The following is a 16,742-nucleotide window of genomic DNA, read 5'->3' as shown; positions in this document are numbered from 1 at the left end:
GGGGGATCGTGGCGCTCTGCTTCGAACTGGTGGTGGACTTCGGCGGGAACATCGAGGCGGCGCGGGCCGCCGCGCGGCTGGAGACCTGGCCGTTCACGCTCCCCGCGGGCAGGTACCGGATTCCACTGCACCGGCCCATGCTCGCGGTCGAGGGGGAGTCCGCGCAGCTCGCCGTGGTACCGGTGGCCGTCGGCTACGGTGTCGCGGCCGACGGCAGCCTCCCCCGGTTCCAGCTGACCGATGCCGAGCTGACCGAACTGGGCCACGGCCTGTACCGGCTGCTCGCCCGGTTCGACGGCTACCTCACCGCCTTGGTCGGCTGGGACCCGGAATGCCTGCTCGACGTCGACGACCTGGCCGCCGACTGGCGGCCGGAACTCTCCGACGGCACCCTGCCCGGCCTGGTCCTCGCCGAGCAGCTGCGCACCCGGCTGCCGCTGGGCGACCGGTGGGTGCCGTTCCGACCGGGGTATCTGTGGCTGCCGTACGACGAGGAGGGGACCGCGCGGTAGCCCGGCCCCGGTGGACTACCCGGCCACCAGGCCGTTCCGGTGGCGGCCCAGGCGCTCGATCTCCAGCTCCATCACATCGCCGGGCCGCAGGTACGGGAACCGGCCCGACAGGGCCACGCCCTGCGGTGTCCCCGTGTTGATGAGGTCGCCGGGGTCCAGGACCACGTACTGGGAGAGATGGCGGACGATCTCCGCCACCGAGAAGATCATGTCCGCGCTGGTGGAGTCCTGGCGCGGCTCACCATTGATCCAGGACCGCAGGCGCAGCCGCTGCGGGTCCCCGACCTCGTCGGAGGTGACCAGCCAGGGGCCCAGCGGATTGAACGTCGGGGCGCTCTTGCCCTTCGACCACTGACCCCCCGCCGCCCCCAGCTGCACCGCCCGCTCCGAGACGTCGTTGCTGAGCACATAACCGGCGACGTACGCCAGCGGATCGTCGTCCGGGGCGAGACGGTGGGCGCGGCGGCCGATCACCACCCCGAGTTCGACCTCCCAGTCCGTCTGCTCCGAGCCCGGCGGGATCACCACGTCGTCGGCGGGACCGGCCAGGGAGTTGGGGCCCTTGTAGAAGAGGATCGGCTCCGGCGGCGGCTCGGCGCCCGACTCCGCCGCGTGCGCCGCGTAGTTCTGGCCGATGCACAGGACCGCGCCGGGCCGCGCGAGGGGCGGGGCGACCCGCAGACCGGTCACCTCGACCGGGGTCAGGGCGCCGCTCGCGTAGGCCGCCGCGACCCGGGCCACGCCGTCCCCGGCGAAGAACTCGGGGGTCAGGTCGCCGGTCAGCGGGGTCAGGTCGTAGTGGCGGTCGTCCGGGCCGTACAGGACGGGACGTTCGCTGCCGGGCGCGCCGACGCGCATGAGTCGCATGGGGTTCCGTTCGTGTGGTTCGTGTGGTTCGTGTGGTTCGGGAGGGAGGGGCGAGGGGAGAGGGGCCGCGCGGGGCTCACTCGACGCGGGCCAGGGACTCCGGGCCCACCGCGTGCCGCAGGGGGCGGCCGGTCAGGAAGCGGTCCACCTCGGCGACCGTGGACGCGCCGAGCGCCTGGCGGCCCTGGACCGTGGCCGCCGCCTGGTGCGGGGTGAGCAGCACATTGGGCAGGGCGCGCAGCGGGTGGTCCACGGGGAGCGGCTCCTGGTCGAAGACGTCGAGCGCCGCGTCGAGACGGCCGGTGCGCACCTCGGCGAGCAGCGCCGACTCGTCCACCAGCCAGGAGCGGGCCGTGTTCACCAGCCCCGCCCCGTCGGGGAGCAGCGCCAGTTCACGGGCGCCCAGCAGATGCCGGGTCTCGGGCAGCGCGGGCGCGTGCACGGCGACGATCCGGCTGGTGCGCAGCACCTCGTCCAGCGGCGCCACGACCACCCCGAGCCGCTCCGCCTCCGGCGCGGTGAGGTACGGGTCGTACACCGACACGCGGGCGCCTAGCGCCTGGACGAGGCTCATGTAGGCCCGGCCGGTACGGGACGCGCCGACGACCCCGACCGGACAGTCCCGGATCTCGTGGCGCGGGGGCGCGGTGCTCGCCGTCGCCCAGTCGGCGCCGGAGCGCAGGGCGTGGTCGAAGCGGTGGACGCGGTGCAGCAGGGCGAGCGTGAAGGTGAGCGCCACCTCGGCGACGGGCGCCGCCATCGCCGCCCCCGCCTGGGTGACCCGCACGCCCCGGGCGAACACCTCGGGCGTCACGAACGGACTGACCGCACCGCCGGTGTGGGCGACCAGACCGAGATCGGGCGCCGCCGCCAGCAGCCCGGCGTCCAGCCGGGGCGCGCCCCACGCGGTGACCAGGACCCGGGCACCGGCGCCCAGCGCGGCGGCGACGGCCACCCGGTCGCCGTGCGCCTCCACCACGGTCAGCGCACCCAGCGCACCGAGCCGCCGCCACGCGTCGGCGGTGAAGAACTCCGCCCGCAGCCGGTCGGGTACGGCGACCACGATCCGGTGCGCCGCGTGGGCCGGGTTGCTGGAGTCCACCGTCTCCGCCGCCTGGCTGGCGCCGGTGGCGTCTGTCGTCTCCGCCGCCTGGAGGGGCTTGGCGGAGCCGGTCGCCGCCGCCTGGGTCGGGTTGGTGGAGCCGGTCGTCTCCACCGCCTGGCAGGCGCCGGTGGCGTCCGTCGTTCCCGCCGCCGGGGTCGGGTCGCCGGTGACGTTCGTCTCCGCCGCCCGGGTCGGGTCAGGGGAGCCAGTCACCCCGGCCGCCCCGGTCGCGTCGGCAGAGCCACTCACCCCCGTCACCCCCGCCGCCCCCATCCCCTCAGCCGAGCCAGTCATCGAGGTGTTCCCGGACGAAGTCGTCGTCGGTGAGCCACGGGTAGGCGGTGGCGACGCGGGCGATCTCCTCCGCCTGGCCGGGGGAGAGCCGCTCCTCGGGGTTCAGGCACCAGGTGCCCGCCAGCAGACCCTGGGCCCGCAGCACCTCGTGCACCCCGGCGATACAGCCCCGGAAGGCGTAGCGGACGTCGAACACCGCCGCGTTGGCCTCGCTGAGCTGGGGCGCCCGGCGCAGCAGATCGGTGGTGAGGGCGTGGTCGCCGGAGCGGGCGGCCCGTACCTCCTCGAAGAGGCGGACGGCGGCGTGGGTCCACACCGCCCACTGGCCGAGCAGCCCGCCCGCGAACCAGCGCAGCCCGCGCGCGGTGCGGTACGGCGTCAGCAGGTCCTGGATGATGGCGTCGTCGTTGCCGGTGTACAACGCCACCTCGTCCGCCCGGTCGGCGGTGGCGACGGCGGCGATCACCTCGGCGGTGCGGTAGCGGTCGAAGGGGGCCGTCTTGATGGCGACGACGGACGGGATGTCGGCCAGCGCCCGCCAGTAGGCGGGGGACAGATGGCGTCCGCCCACCGCGTCCTGGAGGTAGAAGCCGATCACCGGCAGCACCTCGCCGACCGCGCGGGTCCGGTCCAGCAGCCCCGCCTCGTCGGCGCCCGGTACGGCCGGGCTCAGCAGCACGGCGTCATAGCCGAGCGACGCGGCGAGTTCGGCCTCGGCGACCGCCTGCGCGGTGTAGCCGCAGGCACCGGCGATCTTCACGACCGGCGGACGGCCGGGCCCCTGGGCCGCCTCCTGGGCCGCCTCATGAGTCCGGACGGTCTCGGCGGCCAGCTCCAGGACCGGGCGGAGCAGCCCCACGGACGGCTCACGGATCTCGAACTGGGTGGTGTGAACGCCCACCGCGAGACCGCCCGCGCCGGAGGCGAGGTAGTAGCGGGTCAGGGCGCGCTGGCGGCGCTCGTCGAGGCGGCGCTCGGCGTCCAGGGCGAGCGGATGGGCGGGCACGACCGTGCCCGAGGCGAGCACATCGAGCGCGGTCGGGGCGCCCTGGGCGGTACGGGTGGGGGTCGGGGTGGACACGGTGGGTCAGAACCTTCCGTCGCGGACCTGGAACTTGGTGGGCTTGCCGGACAGCGGATGGCCGCGCCGGATCCACTCGGCCTGCCAGCCGACCAGCGTGCGCAGCGGCAGCTCCGGATAGCCGAACAGGGCGTGGCAGAGCGAGGCGTCGGAGAGCAGCCCGGTCCCGGACTCGGCGCCGGACGTGCGGGCGGCCGTACCGAACTCCTCGGCGAAGTACTGCGCCAGTCGCCGCACCGAGGCGGTCTCCGGGCCGGTGAGGTTCAGGGTGAGCGGCTCCGGCGCGGACGCGTAGCGCAGCGCGCGCAGGGCGACCTCGTTGGCGTATCCCTGCCATACGGCGTTGAGGTGACCGGTGGTCAGGTCGACGGGCTCCCCGGCGTGCACGGCGGCGGCGATGTCGGCGAGCACGCCGTAGCGCAGGTCGACGGCGTAGTTGAGGCGGATCACCGCGAGCCGCAGCCCGTGCTCGGCGCTGTGGTGGCCGAAGACCCGCTCCCGGCCCAGGCACGACATGGCGTACTCGCCGACCGGCCCGACCGGGTCGCCCTCCGAGCTGCCCGCCGAGGCGGTGGAGACGAGCGGGTAGACATTGCCGGTGGAGAACGCGGAGACCCGGGCTTCGCGGTAGCGGCGGGCCACCCGGTCCGGGAGGGCCGCGTTGACCGCCCAGGCGTGCGCGGGGTTGCCCGCCGAGCCGAACTTGGCGCCCACCATGAAGACGACATTGCCCGCGTCGGGCAGGGCGGCCGGATCGCCGTCGAGCAGGTCGAAGGGGACCGGGGTCACCCCGTCGGCGGCCAGCCGGTCGGCGGCGGCCCGGTCGGTCCACCGGGACACGGCGTGCACGGCCACGTCACGGCGGTCGGCGGCGTCCAGCGCCCGCCGCGCAAGCCGGGCCAGGCTCGGGCCCATCTTGCCGCCCGCGCCCAGGATCACCAGATCGCCTTCGAGGGCGGCGAGATCGGCGACCAGACCGGGGGACGGAGTGGCGAGAAGCGCTTCGAGGGCGTCCTCGCCGTCGGGGAAGACCGGCGGGGTGCGGAGTTCCGGGTGGGTGAGGGTCATGGATGTCATCCCTTGACTGCGGAGCCGGTGATGCCCTCGGTGAAGTACCGCTGACCCACCAGATAGGCGCTGAAGATCGGTACGAACGCGATGACGGAACCGGCGAGGACCTGGTTGAGCGGTACCTGCTGCTGCTGGAGCGAGGCGATACCGACGGTGAGGGTGCGCATCTCGGTGCTCTGCCCGATGACCAGCGGCCACAGGAAGTCGTTCCAGTGCCACAGGAACACGAACGTGCCGAGGGTCGCGAGGATCGGTTTCAGCAGCGGCAGCACGATCCGGAAGAAGATCTGGAGTTCGCCGGCCCCGTCGAGACGGGCCGCCTCGAACAGTTCGTCGGGCAGCCCGATGATGAACTGCCGCATCAGGAACACCGCCTGCGCGTTGGCGAGGGTGGGGACGATGAGCCCCCAGTAGCTGTCCACCCCGCCGAGCTTCGCGATGAGGATGAAGGTCGGGATCATCGTGACGTGGTACGGGACCATCACCATCGACAGGAACGACCAGAACATCGCCTCCCGCCCCGGGAACCGCTTCTTCGCGAAGGCGTACCCGGCGAGCGCCGCCAGCAGCAGCGTGCCCACCACCGACACCAGCGAGTAGACGAGGGTGTTGAACAGCCAGCGCGGCACGTCCTGCGAGCCGAGGACATCGCCGTAGGCGCCGCCCTCCAGCGGCCAGGGCGCCAGGCTGCCCGGCAGATCGATCGCGCCCTCCGGCTTCAGCGACAGCACGACCATCGCGTAGAACGGGAACAGGGTGACGATCGAGGCCAGGGTCAGCAGCAGGGCCCGCAGCAGCTTGCCGCGCGGACGCATCCGCAGCGAACTGGGCAGGGTGTCCCGCTCCTTGGGCGCGCGGGGCGGCCGGGCGGCGGGGGCACTCTCCTTCGCCATGGACGCGGGGGCGGGGGCCGGGGGAGCGGCCGTGCGGGTGGTGGTGGTCCGGGTGGTGTCGCTCATGTCCGTCACTGCTCCTTTCCGATGACCAGTCGCTGCACCCCGGCCACCACGAGGGTGAGGACGAACAGGACACAGCCGATGGCGCTGGCGTAGCCGAGGTCGAAGTACTTGAATCCGGCGTCGTACAGCTGGAAGACCAGGCTGTAGCTGGCGTTGGCCGGGCCGCCGCCGGTCATCATGTAGACGGCGTCGAAGACCTGGAAACTGGCGGTGGTCTCGATCACGGCCAGGAAGAAGAACGAGCCCTTGAGCTGCGGGGCCACGATGTACCGGAAGCGCTGCCAGGGCCCCGCCCCGTCCATCAGCGCGGCCTCCTCCAGCTCGCGCGGCACCTCCTGGAGCCGGGCCAGCAGGATGAGCATCCCGTAGCCGCACCGCGACCAGACGCCGACCAGCGCCAGCGCGGGCAGCACCAGCGCGGAGTCGCTCAGCCAGGACTGGTCGGGCAGGCCCAGCCACCCCATCACCGTCGACCACGGCCCGTCCGTGGAGAAGATCCAGATGAACACGGTGGACGCCAGGATCAGACTGGTCACCACCGGCAGGAAGAACACCGAGCGGAACAGCTTGGAGCCCAGGAAGGCACGGCGGGTCAGCAGCGCGAGACCGAGCGACAGCCCGATGGTCACGGGCACCGCCATCACCGTGTACAGCACGGTCACCTTGAGGGCCGACCAGAACACCGGGTCGTCCAGCAGCCGCCGGAAGTTCTCCAGACCGGTGAAGCTGGTGTCGGCCCCCAGGGTGTAGTCGGTGAAGCCGAGAAGGAGGCCCGCCGCCGCGGGCCCGAAACGGAAGGCGAGGAAGACCAGAAGCGCGGGCAGGACGAACATCAGCCCGATCCGCGCCTCCCGTCGGGAGTGCGGCCCGCGGCGGACCTTGGTGGGGCGGGGTCGTTCCGCGACTGCGGCCACGGGACCTCCTTCGTACGGCGGAGCGAGGGATCAGGGGCGGAGGGCGCTGTCGGTCAGCGCTTACGGGCGATCAGCTGGTCGGCCGCCTTGGCCGCCGCGTCCAGCGCGTCCTGGGGGCTCTTCTGGTCCAGCAGCGCGCCCTGGAGCTCCGGCGCGAGCACACCCATCACGTCCCGGGCGGCCTTGTTGAGCGGGCCGACCTGGGTGGTGTCCAGCACCTTCGCGGTCTCCTGCTGCTGGGCGTCGCCCGGGTACAGGTCGGCGGCGCCGGTACGCGACGGGAAGTAGCCCATCGGCTTCTGGAGCCCGGCGCTGTTCTTGTCCTGCGCCACGAAGGAGACCCACTTGCCGGCCGCCTCGGTGTCACCGCCCTTGAACACGGCGAGCGTGCCGACCGTGCCGTACGCGGCCTCGGCGTCGGCGGTCAGCGCCGGGCGGACCACGATGTTGTCCTTGCCCCAGAACGGCTCCACCTCGGCTGCGGAGTTCTGCCAGGTGCAGGCCACCTTGTTCTTCGCCAGGTCGGTCTGCTCGATCTTCGGCGTGGTGGTCACCAGGTCCTTGGGCGCCCAGCCCTCGTCGATGAAGGTCTTCAGCCAGGTCAGCGCCTTCACCCCGGCCGCGCTGTTGAACGCGGCCTTCGTGCCGTCCTCGGAGAACACGTCCCCGCCCGCCTGCCACAGCAGCGGATAGAACGTCATGTTGAGGGTCGCGGTGGTGTCGCCGCTGTAGCTGGTGGCGTAGTAGCCCTTGGCCTTGAGCTGCGGCGCCAGCGCGCTCAGCTCCTCCCAGGTCGCCGGGTAGCGGTCGGCGAGCCCGGCCTCCTCGAACACCGCCTTGTTGCACAGCAGCGGGTACGCCGACATCAGCACGGGCGTCGCCAGCGCGCTGTCGCCGACGGTGACCGCCTTCAGCGCGGCGGGCCGCAGCGCGTCCCGGTCGGCCTGCGACAGGTACTCGTCCGCCGGGACGAGGTTGCGCTCGTACGCGGCGAGCTGGTCGGGGATCAGGTACGCCACGTCCGGGCCCTTGTTGGCGGCCAGCGCGGTGGCGAGCGCGGTGTCCCGGTTCGCCCACGGGTAGGTGGACACCTTCACGTCGATGTCCGGGTTGGCCTTCTCGAACTCCGCGACCAGGCCGTCCCAGTACGCCTTGTTGGCCTTCTCGTCGGGGATGACCGGGTACACCCAGGTGTTCACGGTGCCGCCCCCGGTGCTGGAGCTGCCCGAGCCGCAGGCGCCGACGGCGGCCACGGTGGCGAGGGCGACGGTGGCACACGCCAGGGTTCTGCTGATCCGCTTGCTGTTCCGCATGATGCTTTCGCTCTCCTGATGAGGGTGGTTCGGGACGTCGTGAATTCCTGTGGGGGGCGGGGGCGCTCACCGTGCGGGCGCCCGCCGTGCGGCGCCTAGCGCGCGGGGATCTGCTCGACCGTGCCGCGCAGCCGCGACCGCTCGGCGGCGAACGCCGCGAGATGACTGCTCAGCGACTCGGCCGGTCCTGACCGGATGAACGACCGGTCCCCGGTGGCCAGCGCGGCGACGAACGAGGCGATCAGCGCGGTGTCCCCGCCGCCGTGCCCGTCCGCCGCGTTGGAACCGGTCGCCGCCGTCTCGTGCACGGTCACCGAGTCGTCGCGGAAGTCATGGACGGTGACCCGCTCCCCGTCGCCGCGCAGCCAGCCGTGGCTGCCGAAGATCCGGGTCTGGCGGTGGGTCTGCTCGGTGAACGCGGTCATGGTGAAGGTGCCGGTCAGCCCGCCCGACAACCGCATCGCCACGACCTGGTTGTCGACCACGTCGTTGTCGGAGCGGTAGACACAGCGCCCGTACGGGCCGGTGCGCAGCGCCTCGGTCAGCACCGCCTCGTCCTCCGGGCCGTGCGCCCGGTCGGTCACATGACTGACCGGCCACGCGCCCCCGGTGCGCAGCAGCGCGGGGTAGTACAGCTTGCGCGCCGAGTAGGGGCAGCCGGCCTCGATCTCGGACGGGCAGGTCAGACAGGAGTCGGTGGCGCCCTCCGGCGCGTTCTCCGGCCGGAAGTGGGCCAGTGAGCCGAAGCTCGCCACCGTCTCGATCCGGCGGCCCGTCACATACGTGATCCAGTCCAGGTCATGGCTGGACTTGGCGAGGATCATCGGCGACGACTCGTCCTGCCGCCGCCAGGGACCGCGCACATAGCTGTGCGCGTAGTGCCACCAGCCGACCGGCTCCAGATGCTCGATCCCGGTCAGACTGCCCAGCACCCCGCTGTCCACCACGCCCTTCACCAGATCGGTGTAGGGCGTGTAGCGCAGCACATGGCAGACCGCGAACGGCACACCGGTCGCCGTCACCCCGGAGACCAGCGTCCGGCACTCGTCCTCGGTGGGCGCGAGCGGCTTCTCCGTCATGATCGCGTACCCGGCGCGGGCCAGCGCGAGCACCGGCTCGACATGGTCCCGGTCCTGGGTGCACACCAGCACGGCATCGGCGATCCGCTCGCCCGGGGCGAGCAGCGCCCGCCAGTCGTCGTACGCGGCCACCGGTCCGGAAGCGCGCGCGGCGGCCCGCTCCCGGGCCCGCGGGTCGGGGTCGGCCACGGCGGTGAGCCGGGCGTGGGAGGGGTGGTCGTGCACCCAGTCGAGATAGGTCAGGCCCCGGTTGCCCGCGCCGACGAGGGCGATCCGGACGGGCCGGTCCGCCGGCGCGGCGTCGGTGGGATGCGGAGTGGCGGAGTGCTCAGACATAGATCGGTCCACGGGTGCGCGATCGGACAGGGAAAGGGGCTGGAGCGCGGGATCGCCGCCCACCAGGGGGTCCGGCGTGGGGCGGCCGGAGGTGCGGGGCCGCCCCACGCCGGGGGCGGGCTCAGCCGAGCAGCAGGTTCCCGGCCTCGTGCCGGACCCGGTCGCCCTCGGGCGGCATCGCCGTACGGGTCGTCCCGTCCTCGACACAGCCGCTGTGCAGCAGATGACCGGCGCCGCCGAAGGCGCCCGCCGCCAGTTCCAGCCGTCCGCCGGTGAAGGTGGAGTGGGCCGCCTGGTAGCGGTTGGTGCCCTCGGTGATCTTCAGATGGGCGGTGCCGGAGGTGCCCGCCTCGCCCTGGAAGCCGTCCAGCCGCCAGCTCACCGCCCGGTCACCGCCGGTACGGGAGAGGAACGCGCCCGCGCTGTTGGTGCCGCCGAAGCGGGCCCCGTCGCTGAGCCGGACCTCTTGGTCCCCGGCGCCGTTCAGCACGAACCCGGTGTCCTGGAACCGCCCGCCGCCGATCGCCGTCGACGGATGGGCGAGGCTGCTGGGCGCGGCCTGGTCGGACGCCCCGGTGAACACACAGCGGTCCAGGACCAGATCGCCCTTGCCCTTGAACACCGCCCCGTCCAGCCCGGTGAGCGCGACCCGCTCCAGATGGACGGCGGCCCGCACGTTGTCCTGCGTGACGACCGAGCCCTTGCCGTGGTGGAAGGTGGAGTCGGCGATCACATTGGCCCGCTTGGACAGCGCCGACGCCTGGGTCACCACCAGCGGCCCGGACGCCGTACAGCCGCGCAGCTGCACGCCGTCGGCGTTCACCCAGAGCATCCCGGACCCGGACTGGGCGTTGCCGATGACCCGGACGTCCTCCAGGGTCAGATCGGTGACCTTGACCCGGGCCACGAACCAGGAGCACACATGCTGGCGTACGGTGATCCGCTTGGCTGCGGAGCCCCAGGCGGCACCCGAGTTGGCGAACGTCATCAGCCCGGAGTTGCCGGTGTACACGAGATCGTGCTCGAACTGGCCATGGGTGACGAAGGGACCCTGGTCGTCGCCGTCGCCGTGGCAGTTGGTGACATAGCCGTAGGCGGAGGCGGTCCAGTCGTTGAGGTGCCGGGCGTTGGCCACATGGCAGTCCTCGACATGGCCGTACAGACAGTAGATCTGCTGGGTGAGATAGCCCGCCCCGCCCCAGGTCACCGACGCCGGGTTGCGCAACTGGCACTGGTAGGTGTGGAAGTAGGTGCACCAGCGGCGCATCACCACCGGCCAGAACGAGCCGGTCGCGTCGATCCCGGAGACATCGCAGGACACCGCGTACTCGTACGCCACCGGGTGCGAGCCGGTGTACTGGTCGCCGCCCGCGACCCCCTCGAAGACCATGTTGCGCACATGGCTGCGCTCCACGGGCTCGACCCGGGTCCAGCGGAAGGTACGGCCCGCCGCCAGGTCCCAGCCGATCTTGTAGTTGACCCGGATATGGGTGGCGTCCACCCGCTGGGTGATCTGCACGAGCCGCTGCACCTCGCGCTCCCAGCGCCCGCCGCCCTTGACCCCGTCGATCTCCACGGCCCACCACTGGCCGACCTCGAAGGCGCCCGAGTCGGGCACCTCGAAGATGTCCGCGAGGTCGGGCATGGGCGCCGAGAGAGTGGCGTCGACCCGGGTGTCGGTGACCTTCCCCTGGAAGAACAGCACGGCACCGAAGGGATTGTCGGCGGTGTTGCGCTCGATGCCGGTGGTCAGCACCTTGCACCCGCCGAAGTCCAGCTCGACACCGGACCGGGAGAACGTGTGGCGCTTCACGAACAGCAGATCGGTGTGCGCCTCGATCCGGTGCACGGCGGGGTCGTTCACCAGCGCGTCGAGCGCGGCGTCGGCCGGGCTGTCGGCGTCGAAGTGACCGAACGAACGGAAGTCGACCACACCGTCGTGCAACTGGTGCCAGCGTCCGCGCGCACCCGGCTTCACCGGGGCGAGCACGGTGCCGCCGTTGTGGTCGGCGGTGGAGCCGGCGTCCCAGCGGACGGTGGCGCCACCACCGTCACCGGCCTGGTGGTAACCGGCGACGACGGCGATCTCACCGTCGGCGAGCTGCCGGGTCGAAAGGTCGCGCAGCGCCTTGACGGTGGCGACGGCACGGATGCGGTCGGTCGCCTTGCCGCGGTCGTCCTTGTCCTGGCCGGGCGCGGCGGCGGCCGGGACGGTACCGGCCGCGGCGGCGGCGACCAGCAGCCCACCGATCCCACCGGCACGCAGCAGACTGCGGCGGCCGGTGCTGTCGTCGGACGGGCGGTGCTCGGCGTCCATGACGGGACGCGGGAAGGGGCGGGGCACAGAGCTCACGGGGTCCTCAGCCTTCGAGAGGGCGGGCAAGTGAGGTGAGGGGGGTCCCGCGACAAAAGCTGGCGGATGGCTGAAAGAAGGGGGGAAGTGTGCGGCCGACCATGGCATTCGGGGGAGCAGCCCCGCCGGTGAAGCACCGATGACCACAGGGCGAACGGAATAAACCGCTCGGCACGCCAGGAACTTAAGCGGAGGCGAGCGACGGGGTCAACCCCTGTGCGGTGGCTGATTTAGACCGGTGACTGTCTGAGTAGCGATGCGGTCACGCCGGCTTTAGGGGCGCTGGGGGTACCCCCTCTGGGGGAGGAACTGCGCGACCAGCCCCCACTCACCCGCACCCAACCGACTACCCCTCCCCCTGAAAACCCAACGCCGTACTGATCCGATCCGCCGCCTCACTCACCTGCCGCCCGATCTCCTGAATCCGCCAACTCGGCTGATCCAGCTTCAGCCCGGTCACACTGATCGCCCCCGCGGTCCCACCCCGGTGGTCCCGCACCACACTCCCCACACAGAAGATCCCCTCCGCGTCCTCCTCGTCGTCCAGGGCGTACCCGGACGCGCGGATGTCCCGCAGATGCGCGAGCAGCGTCTCCTCGTCGGTGATGGTCCGAGACGTCCGCCGCCGCAGCCCGGTCCGCGCGATCAGCGCCCGCGCCTCGTCCTCGGGCATCTGGGCGAGCAGCGCCTTGCCGAGGCCCGAGCAGTGCGGCAGCTCCCGCGTGCCCATCCGCAGATCGAGCCGGGCGCCCGTCTCCAGGTCGACCTGGTCGATGACGACCGCGTGCCCGTCCTCCAGCACCGCCACCCGGGAGGCCATCGACGTGGCCTCGGTCAGCTCCAGCAGCACGGGCCGGGCCACGTCCCGCAGGGAGACCTGGGAGCGGGCGCGGTCGCCGAGCCGGGCCAGGGTCATGCCGAGCCGGTAGCGGCGGTGCATTCCCTCGCCCTCGTCGGCGACCAGCCCGTAGTGGCGCAGGGTCTGGAGGATGCCGAAGGCGGCGCTCTTGGAGATGCCGCACGCCTGACCGACCTCGGTGACGCTCATGCCGTGCCCCGGGCCCCTGGTGGCCAGCGCCTCCAGGATCTCGGCGCCCCGGCCGACGGTCTTCACCCAGTACTTGGCGTCCGGGTCCTTGGCGTCCTGGCTCTGACTGTTCTGCATATCCGAACAGGGTAGTCCGCTGCCCGGCGGTGTGAGAGCCAAACGCCTCTTGACGCCGAAGAAACGGCGATCTACAGTGAGCGAACTGTTCTGCTATGTAGAACAGTGTTCTGAAAAACAGACTCAACGCAGAACCAACGCACTACCGAAGCACCACCGAAGCAGGACCAAGCACCACCGAAGCACCAACTCCGCACCACCGAAGTAGAACAACGCGACGACTGCCCAGGGCGGATGGCACCCATGGGCCCGGCGGCTGTGCAGAGCCCCGGCCCGACCCACCAGCACTCGACGCAAGGAGCACCGCATGACGCTCGCCGACCGCGCCCGCCGGGTCATCCCCGGAGGCGTCAACAGCGGCCAGCGCAGCATCCCCGGCTTCACCGATCTCGTGATCACCCGCACCAGCGGCGCCCGGTTCTGGGATCAGCACGGCCGGGAGTTCACGGATTACCACGCGGCCTTCGGACCCGCGCTGCTCGGCCACAACGACCCCGACGTGGCCGCCGCGACCGCCGCCGCCGGAACCTCGCTCGCGCTGCCCGGCGTGGCCGTCACCGACGCCGAGGTGGCCCTCGCCGAACGCCTCACCGAACTCGTGCCCTCCCTGGAGAAGGTGCTGCTCACCAGCACCGGCAGCGAGGCCACCTTCCACGCCCTGCGGGTCGCCCGCGCGGCCACTGGACGCCGTCTGGTCGTCAAGTTCCAGGGCTGCTACCACGGCTGGCACGACTCGGTCAGCCTCAACGTCATCTCCGCCCCGGACCGGCTCGGCGCGCACGACCCGACCTCCACCGGCATCCTCCCCGAGGTCCTGGACGCCACCCTCGTCCTGCGGTTCAACGACACCGCCGCCGTCCGCCAGGTCTTCGCCGACCACGGCGACGACATCGCGGCCGTCATCCTCGAACCCATCCCGCACAACGTGGGCGCCCTGCTGCCCACCGACGACTTCCTGCGCACCCTGCGCGAGGAGTGCACCAGAGCGGGCAGTGTCCTGGTCTTCGACGAGGTCATCACCGGCTTCCGGCACGCGCTGGGCGGCTATCAGTCCATCTGCGGCATCACCCCGGACCTGACCACCCTCGGCAAGGCCATCGCCAACGGCGCCCCCGTCGGCGCGCTCGGCGGACGGGCCGACCTGATGGACCTGTTCAGCACCCGCCCCGGCGGCCCCGCCTTCTTCGCCGGCACCTACAACGGCCACCCCCAGGTGGTCGCCGCCGCCCTCGCCACCCTGCGCAAGCTCAGCGACGAACCCGTCCACGAGCACACCTTCCGGCTCGGCGAACGCGCCCGCACCGAACTGGCCGCGCTCTACCGCTCCCTCGACGTCCCCACCGTCGTCACCGGCTACGGCTCCGTCTTCGTCACCTACTTCATGGACGGCCCCGCCCCCCGCTCGTACGACGACCTGCTCGCCAACGACGCCGCCCGGTTCATCGGGGTACGCCGCAACCTCACCGAGCACGGGATCTTCGAACTCCCCCTCAACCTCAAGCGCAGCCACATCTCCTACGCGCACACCGACGCCGACATCGACCGCCTCGTCGAGGCCACCGAGGCCGCCGTCCGCAAGACCCTCGCCGACGGCGTCCCCGCCGACCTGGCCCACACCTCCACCATGGGCGGAGCCCAGCGCTGATGCTCACCGTCAACACCACCCGCCCCGCGGGCCCCGCCGGACGCATCACCCGCGTCGAGACCCTGATCCTCGGCACCGCCTGGCGCGACTTCGGCTATGTCCGGCTGCACACCGACGAGGGACTCACCGGCGTCGGCGAGATCACCCACCCCTACCGGGTCGCCGAGACCTGCCACCTCGCCGAAGCCATGGGCCGCCGTCATCTGATCGGCGCCGACCCCTTCGACGTGGAGGAGATCTGGCTGCGGATGTACCAGGGCGACTTCCTGCGCGGCGGCGATGTCGGCGGAGTCGTCGCCTCGGGCGTCGACCAGGCGCTGTACGACCTGATGGGCAAGGCCCTCGGGCTGCCCGCCTACCGGCTCACCGGCGGCGCCGTCCGCGACCGCGTCCGGGTCTACGCCAACGGCTGGTACACCGGCGAGCGCGACCCCGAGGTGTTCGCCGCCAAGGCCCGCGAGACCGTCGCCAAGGGCTACACCGCCCTCAAGTTCGACCCCTTCGGCGCGGGCCTGACCCATCTGGAGAAGAGCGAACTGCGCCGCTCCCTCGACCTGGTCGCCGCCGTCCGCGAGGCCGTCGGCCCGGACATCGACCTGTTCATCGAGGGCCACGCCCGCTTCGGCACCGGCACCGCCCGCCAACTGGTCCACGGACTCGCGCCGTACGACATCGGCTGGTTCGAGGAGCCGATGCCCTGGACGCACATCGAGCGCTACGCCGAACTCCGCGCCCTCGCGCCCTTCCCGATCTCCGGCGGCGAGCACTTCCACAACCGGTACGAGTACAAGCAGCTCTTCGCGACCGGCGCCGTCGACATCGTGCAGCCCGACCTGTCCATGGCGGGCGGGTTCACCGAGGTCCGCAAGATCGCCGCGCAGGCCGACGCCCACGGCATGACGGTCGCCCCGCACAACTCCAACTCCCCGCTGTGCACCACCGTCTCCGTCCACGCGGCCCTCGGCATTCCCAACTTCCAGATCCTGGAGACCTTCGACGGGCTGCTGGAGCCGTATGTCTTCGAGGCGGTCAAGGGCGTCCTGCCCGTGGTCGACGGACATGTGGAGCTGCCCACCGCGCCCGGTCTCGGGGTCGAACTGGTCGACGAGGTGTTCGCCGAGCACCCGCCGAGCCACCGGTTCTGGAACATGTTCGCCGAGGGCTGGGAGAAGAGGAACCGCACATGATCGTGGATGTGCACTCCCATCTCTTCCGGCACAGCCATGACTTCGACGCCACCTTCCGCGCCGAGTCCGCCCGCGCCCACGCCGGGGAGGTGGACCTCACGGTCCGCTGGGCGGACTACGCGGCCACCGCCCCCGACGGCACCCGCACGGTCGTCGTCGGCGGCAAGGCCCGCCGCAGCGGACTCTGGGTCGACGACACCGCCGTGGCCGCCTATGTGGCCGCCCACCCGGACCGGCTCATCGGCTATCTCTCCGTCGACCCCACCCAGCCCGGCTGGCAGGACGAACTCCGCCACGGCCACCAGGAACTCGGCCTGCGCGGCATCAAGATCATGCCGATGTACGCCGGATTCAACCCGGCCGACCCGGTCTACGACGACCTCTTCGGGTACGCCGAACGCCACGGTCTGCCGATGCTGGTGCACACCGGCACCACCTTCGTCTCCCAGGCCCCGCTGGAATACGCGATGCCCCGGCACCTCGACCCGGTCGCCATGCGCCACCCCGAGCTGCGGATGGTCCTCGCCCATCTGGGCCACCCGTTCGAGGGCGAGTGCATCGCCGTCATCCGCAAGCACCGCCATGTCTACGCCGACATCAGCGCCCTGCACTACCGCCCCTTCCAGCTCTGGCACAGCCTGCGCCTGGTCCAGGACTACGGCGTCTGGGGCAAGCTGCTGTTCGGCAGCGACTACCCGTTCACCACGGTGGACGACTCCGTGGCGGGCCTGCGGCGCATCGCCCGCGTCCCCGGCATCCCGGGCCTCGACCCGCTCGACCAGGACGCGGTCGAAGCGCTGATCCACCGCCCGGCGCTGGAGCTGCTGGGTCTGGCCTGATCCCCGCCGGGCGGCGGTGGCC

At 71.9% G+C, this 16,742-nt stretch carries 14 protein-coding genes; 4 read left to right on the top strand and 10 right to left on the bottom strand.

Annotated elements, in window-relative coordinates:
- Positions 1-8 precede the first annotated feature (8 nt).
- A complete protein-coding gene (locus AB0D49_RS36055; protein ID WP_362766437.1) occupies positions 9-512 on the top strand; it encodes a hypothetical protein in 504 nt (167 codons plus the stop codon).
- Between the two features lie 15 nt (positions 513-527).
- Here AB0D49_RS36055 and AB0D49_RS36050 read toward each other — a convergent pair whose 3' ends face one another.
- The 10 genes from AB0D49_RS36050 to AB0D49_RS36005 form a co-directional block, all read right to left on the bottom strand.
- Entirely contained in the window at positions 528-1,379 is an 852-nt protein-coding gene (locus AB0D49_RS36050) for a fumarylacetoacetate hydrolase family protein (RefSeq protein ID WP_362766435.1), read from the bottom strand.
- Between the two features lie 76 nt (positions 1,380-1,455).
- Positions 1,456-2,481, bottom strand: a complete 1,026-nt coding sequence (locus AB0D49_RS36045; protein ID WP_362766567.1) for a hydroxyacid dehydrogenase — start codon at positions 2,479-2,481, stop codon at positions 1,456-1,458.
- A 280-nt stretch (positions 2,482-2,761) separates the two neighbouring features.
- Entirely contained in the window at positions 2,762-3,859 is a 1,098-nt protein-coding gene (locus AB0D49_RS36040; RefSeq protein WP_362766432.1) for a dihydrodipicolinate synthase family protein, read from the bottom strand.
- A 6-nt stretch (positions 3,860-3,865) separates the two neighbouring features.
- Positions 3,866-4,927, bottom strand: a complete 1,062-nt coding sequence (locus AB0D49_RS36035) for an NAD-dependent epimerase/dehydratase family protein (protein ID WP_362766429.1) — start codon at positions 4,925-4,927, stop codon at positions 3,866-3,868.
- A gap of 5 nt (positions 4,928-4,932) precedes the next feature.
- On the bottom strand, positions 4,933-5,823 hold the full coding sequence (locus AB0D49_RS36030) for a carbohydrate ABC transporter permease (protein ID WP_362766565.1): 891 nt from the start codon (positions 5,821-5,823) through the stop codon (positions 4,933-4,935).
- A gap of 71 nt (positions 5,824-5,894) precedes the next feature.
- On the bottom strand, positions 5,895-6,803 hold the full coding sequence (locus AB0D49_RS36025) for a sugar ABC transporter permease (RefSeq protein WP_362766426.1): 909 nt from the start codon (positions 6,801-6,803) through the stop codon (positions 5,895-5,897).
- 53 nt (positions 6,804-6,856) lie between these two features.
- On the bottom strand, positions 6,857-8,116 hold the full coding sequence (locus tag AB0D49_RS36020; protein WP_362766423.1) for an extracellular solute-binding protein: 1,260 nt from the start codon (positions 8,114-8,116) through the stop codon (positions 6,857-6,859).
- A gap of 95 nt (positions 8,117-8,211) precedes the next feature.
- The gene (locus AB0D49_RS36015; RefSeq protein ID WP_362766420.1) at positions 8,212-9,531 is read right to left on the bottom strand and encodes a Gfo/Idh/MocA family oxidoreductase; all 1,320 of its coding nucleotides are present in this window, start codon (positions 9,529-9,531) and stop codon (positions 8,212-8,214) included.
- A gap of 121 nt (positions 9,532-9,652) precedes the next feature.
- On the bottom strand, positions 9,653-11,848 hold the full coding sequence (locus tag AB0D49_RS36010) for a peptidase C14 (protein ID WP_362766562.1): 2,196 nt from the start codon (positions 11,846-11,848) through the stop codon (positions 9,653-9,655).
- Positions 11,849-12,230: 382 nt separating this feature from the next.
- A complete protein-coding gene (locus AB0D49_RS36005; protein WP_362766417.1) occupies positions 12,231-13,049 on the bottom strand; it encodes an IclR family transcriptional regulator in 819 nt (272 codons plus the stop codon).
- Positions 13,050-13,356: 307 nt separating this feature from the next.
- On the opposite strand from AB0D49_RS36005, the gene AB0D49_RS36000 reads away from it, so the two are divergent.
- Genes AB0D49_RS36000 through AB0D49_RS35990 form a run of 3 tightly spaced genes read left to right on the top strand, consistent with a single transcriptional unit; the run spans position 13,357 to position 16,720 of the window.
- Positions 13,357-14,694, top strand: a complete 1,338-nt coding sequence (locus tag AB0D49_RS36000; RefSeq protein ID WP_362766414.1) for an aspartate aminotransferase family protein — start codon at positions 13,357-13,359, stop codon at positions 14,692-14,694.
- Positions 14,694-15,881: a mandelate racemase/muconate lactonizing enzyme family protein gene (locus AB0D49_RS35995; protein ID WP_362766411.1), complete on the top strand. Its 1,188-nt coding sequence runs from the start codon at positions 14,694-14,696 to the stop codon at positions 15,879-15,881. The genes AB0D49_RS36000 and AB0D49_RS35995 overlap by 1 nt, the downstream gene beginning before the upstream one ends.
- Positions 15,878-16,720 carry an amidohydrolase family protein gene (locus AB0D49_RS35990; RefSeq protein ID WP_362766408.1) on the top strand — a complete coding sequence of 281 codons (843 nt, stop codon included), beginning with the start codon at positions 15,878-15,880 and terminating at the stop codon, positions 16,718-16,720. Before AB0D49_RS35995 ends, AB0D49_RS35990 begins: the two co-directional genes overlap by 4 nt.
- Positions 16,721-16,742 lie beyond the last annotated feature (22 nt).

It is taken from the genome of Streptomyces sp. NPDC048290, assembly GCF_040652095.1.
GTDB lineage: Bacteria > Actinomycetota > Actinomycetes > Streptomycetales > Streptomycetaceae > Streptomyces.
Note: the sequence above shows the minus strand (reverse complement) of the source record. Positions and strands in the feature narration are given on the sequence as shown.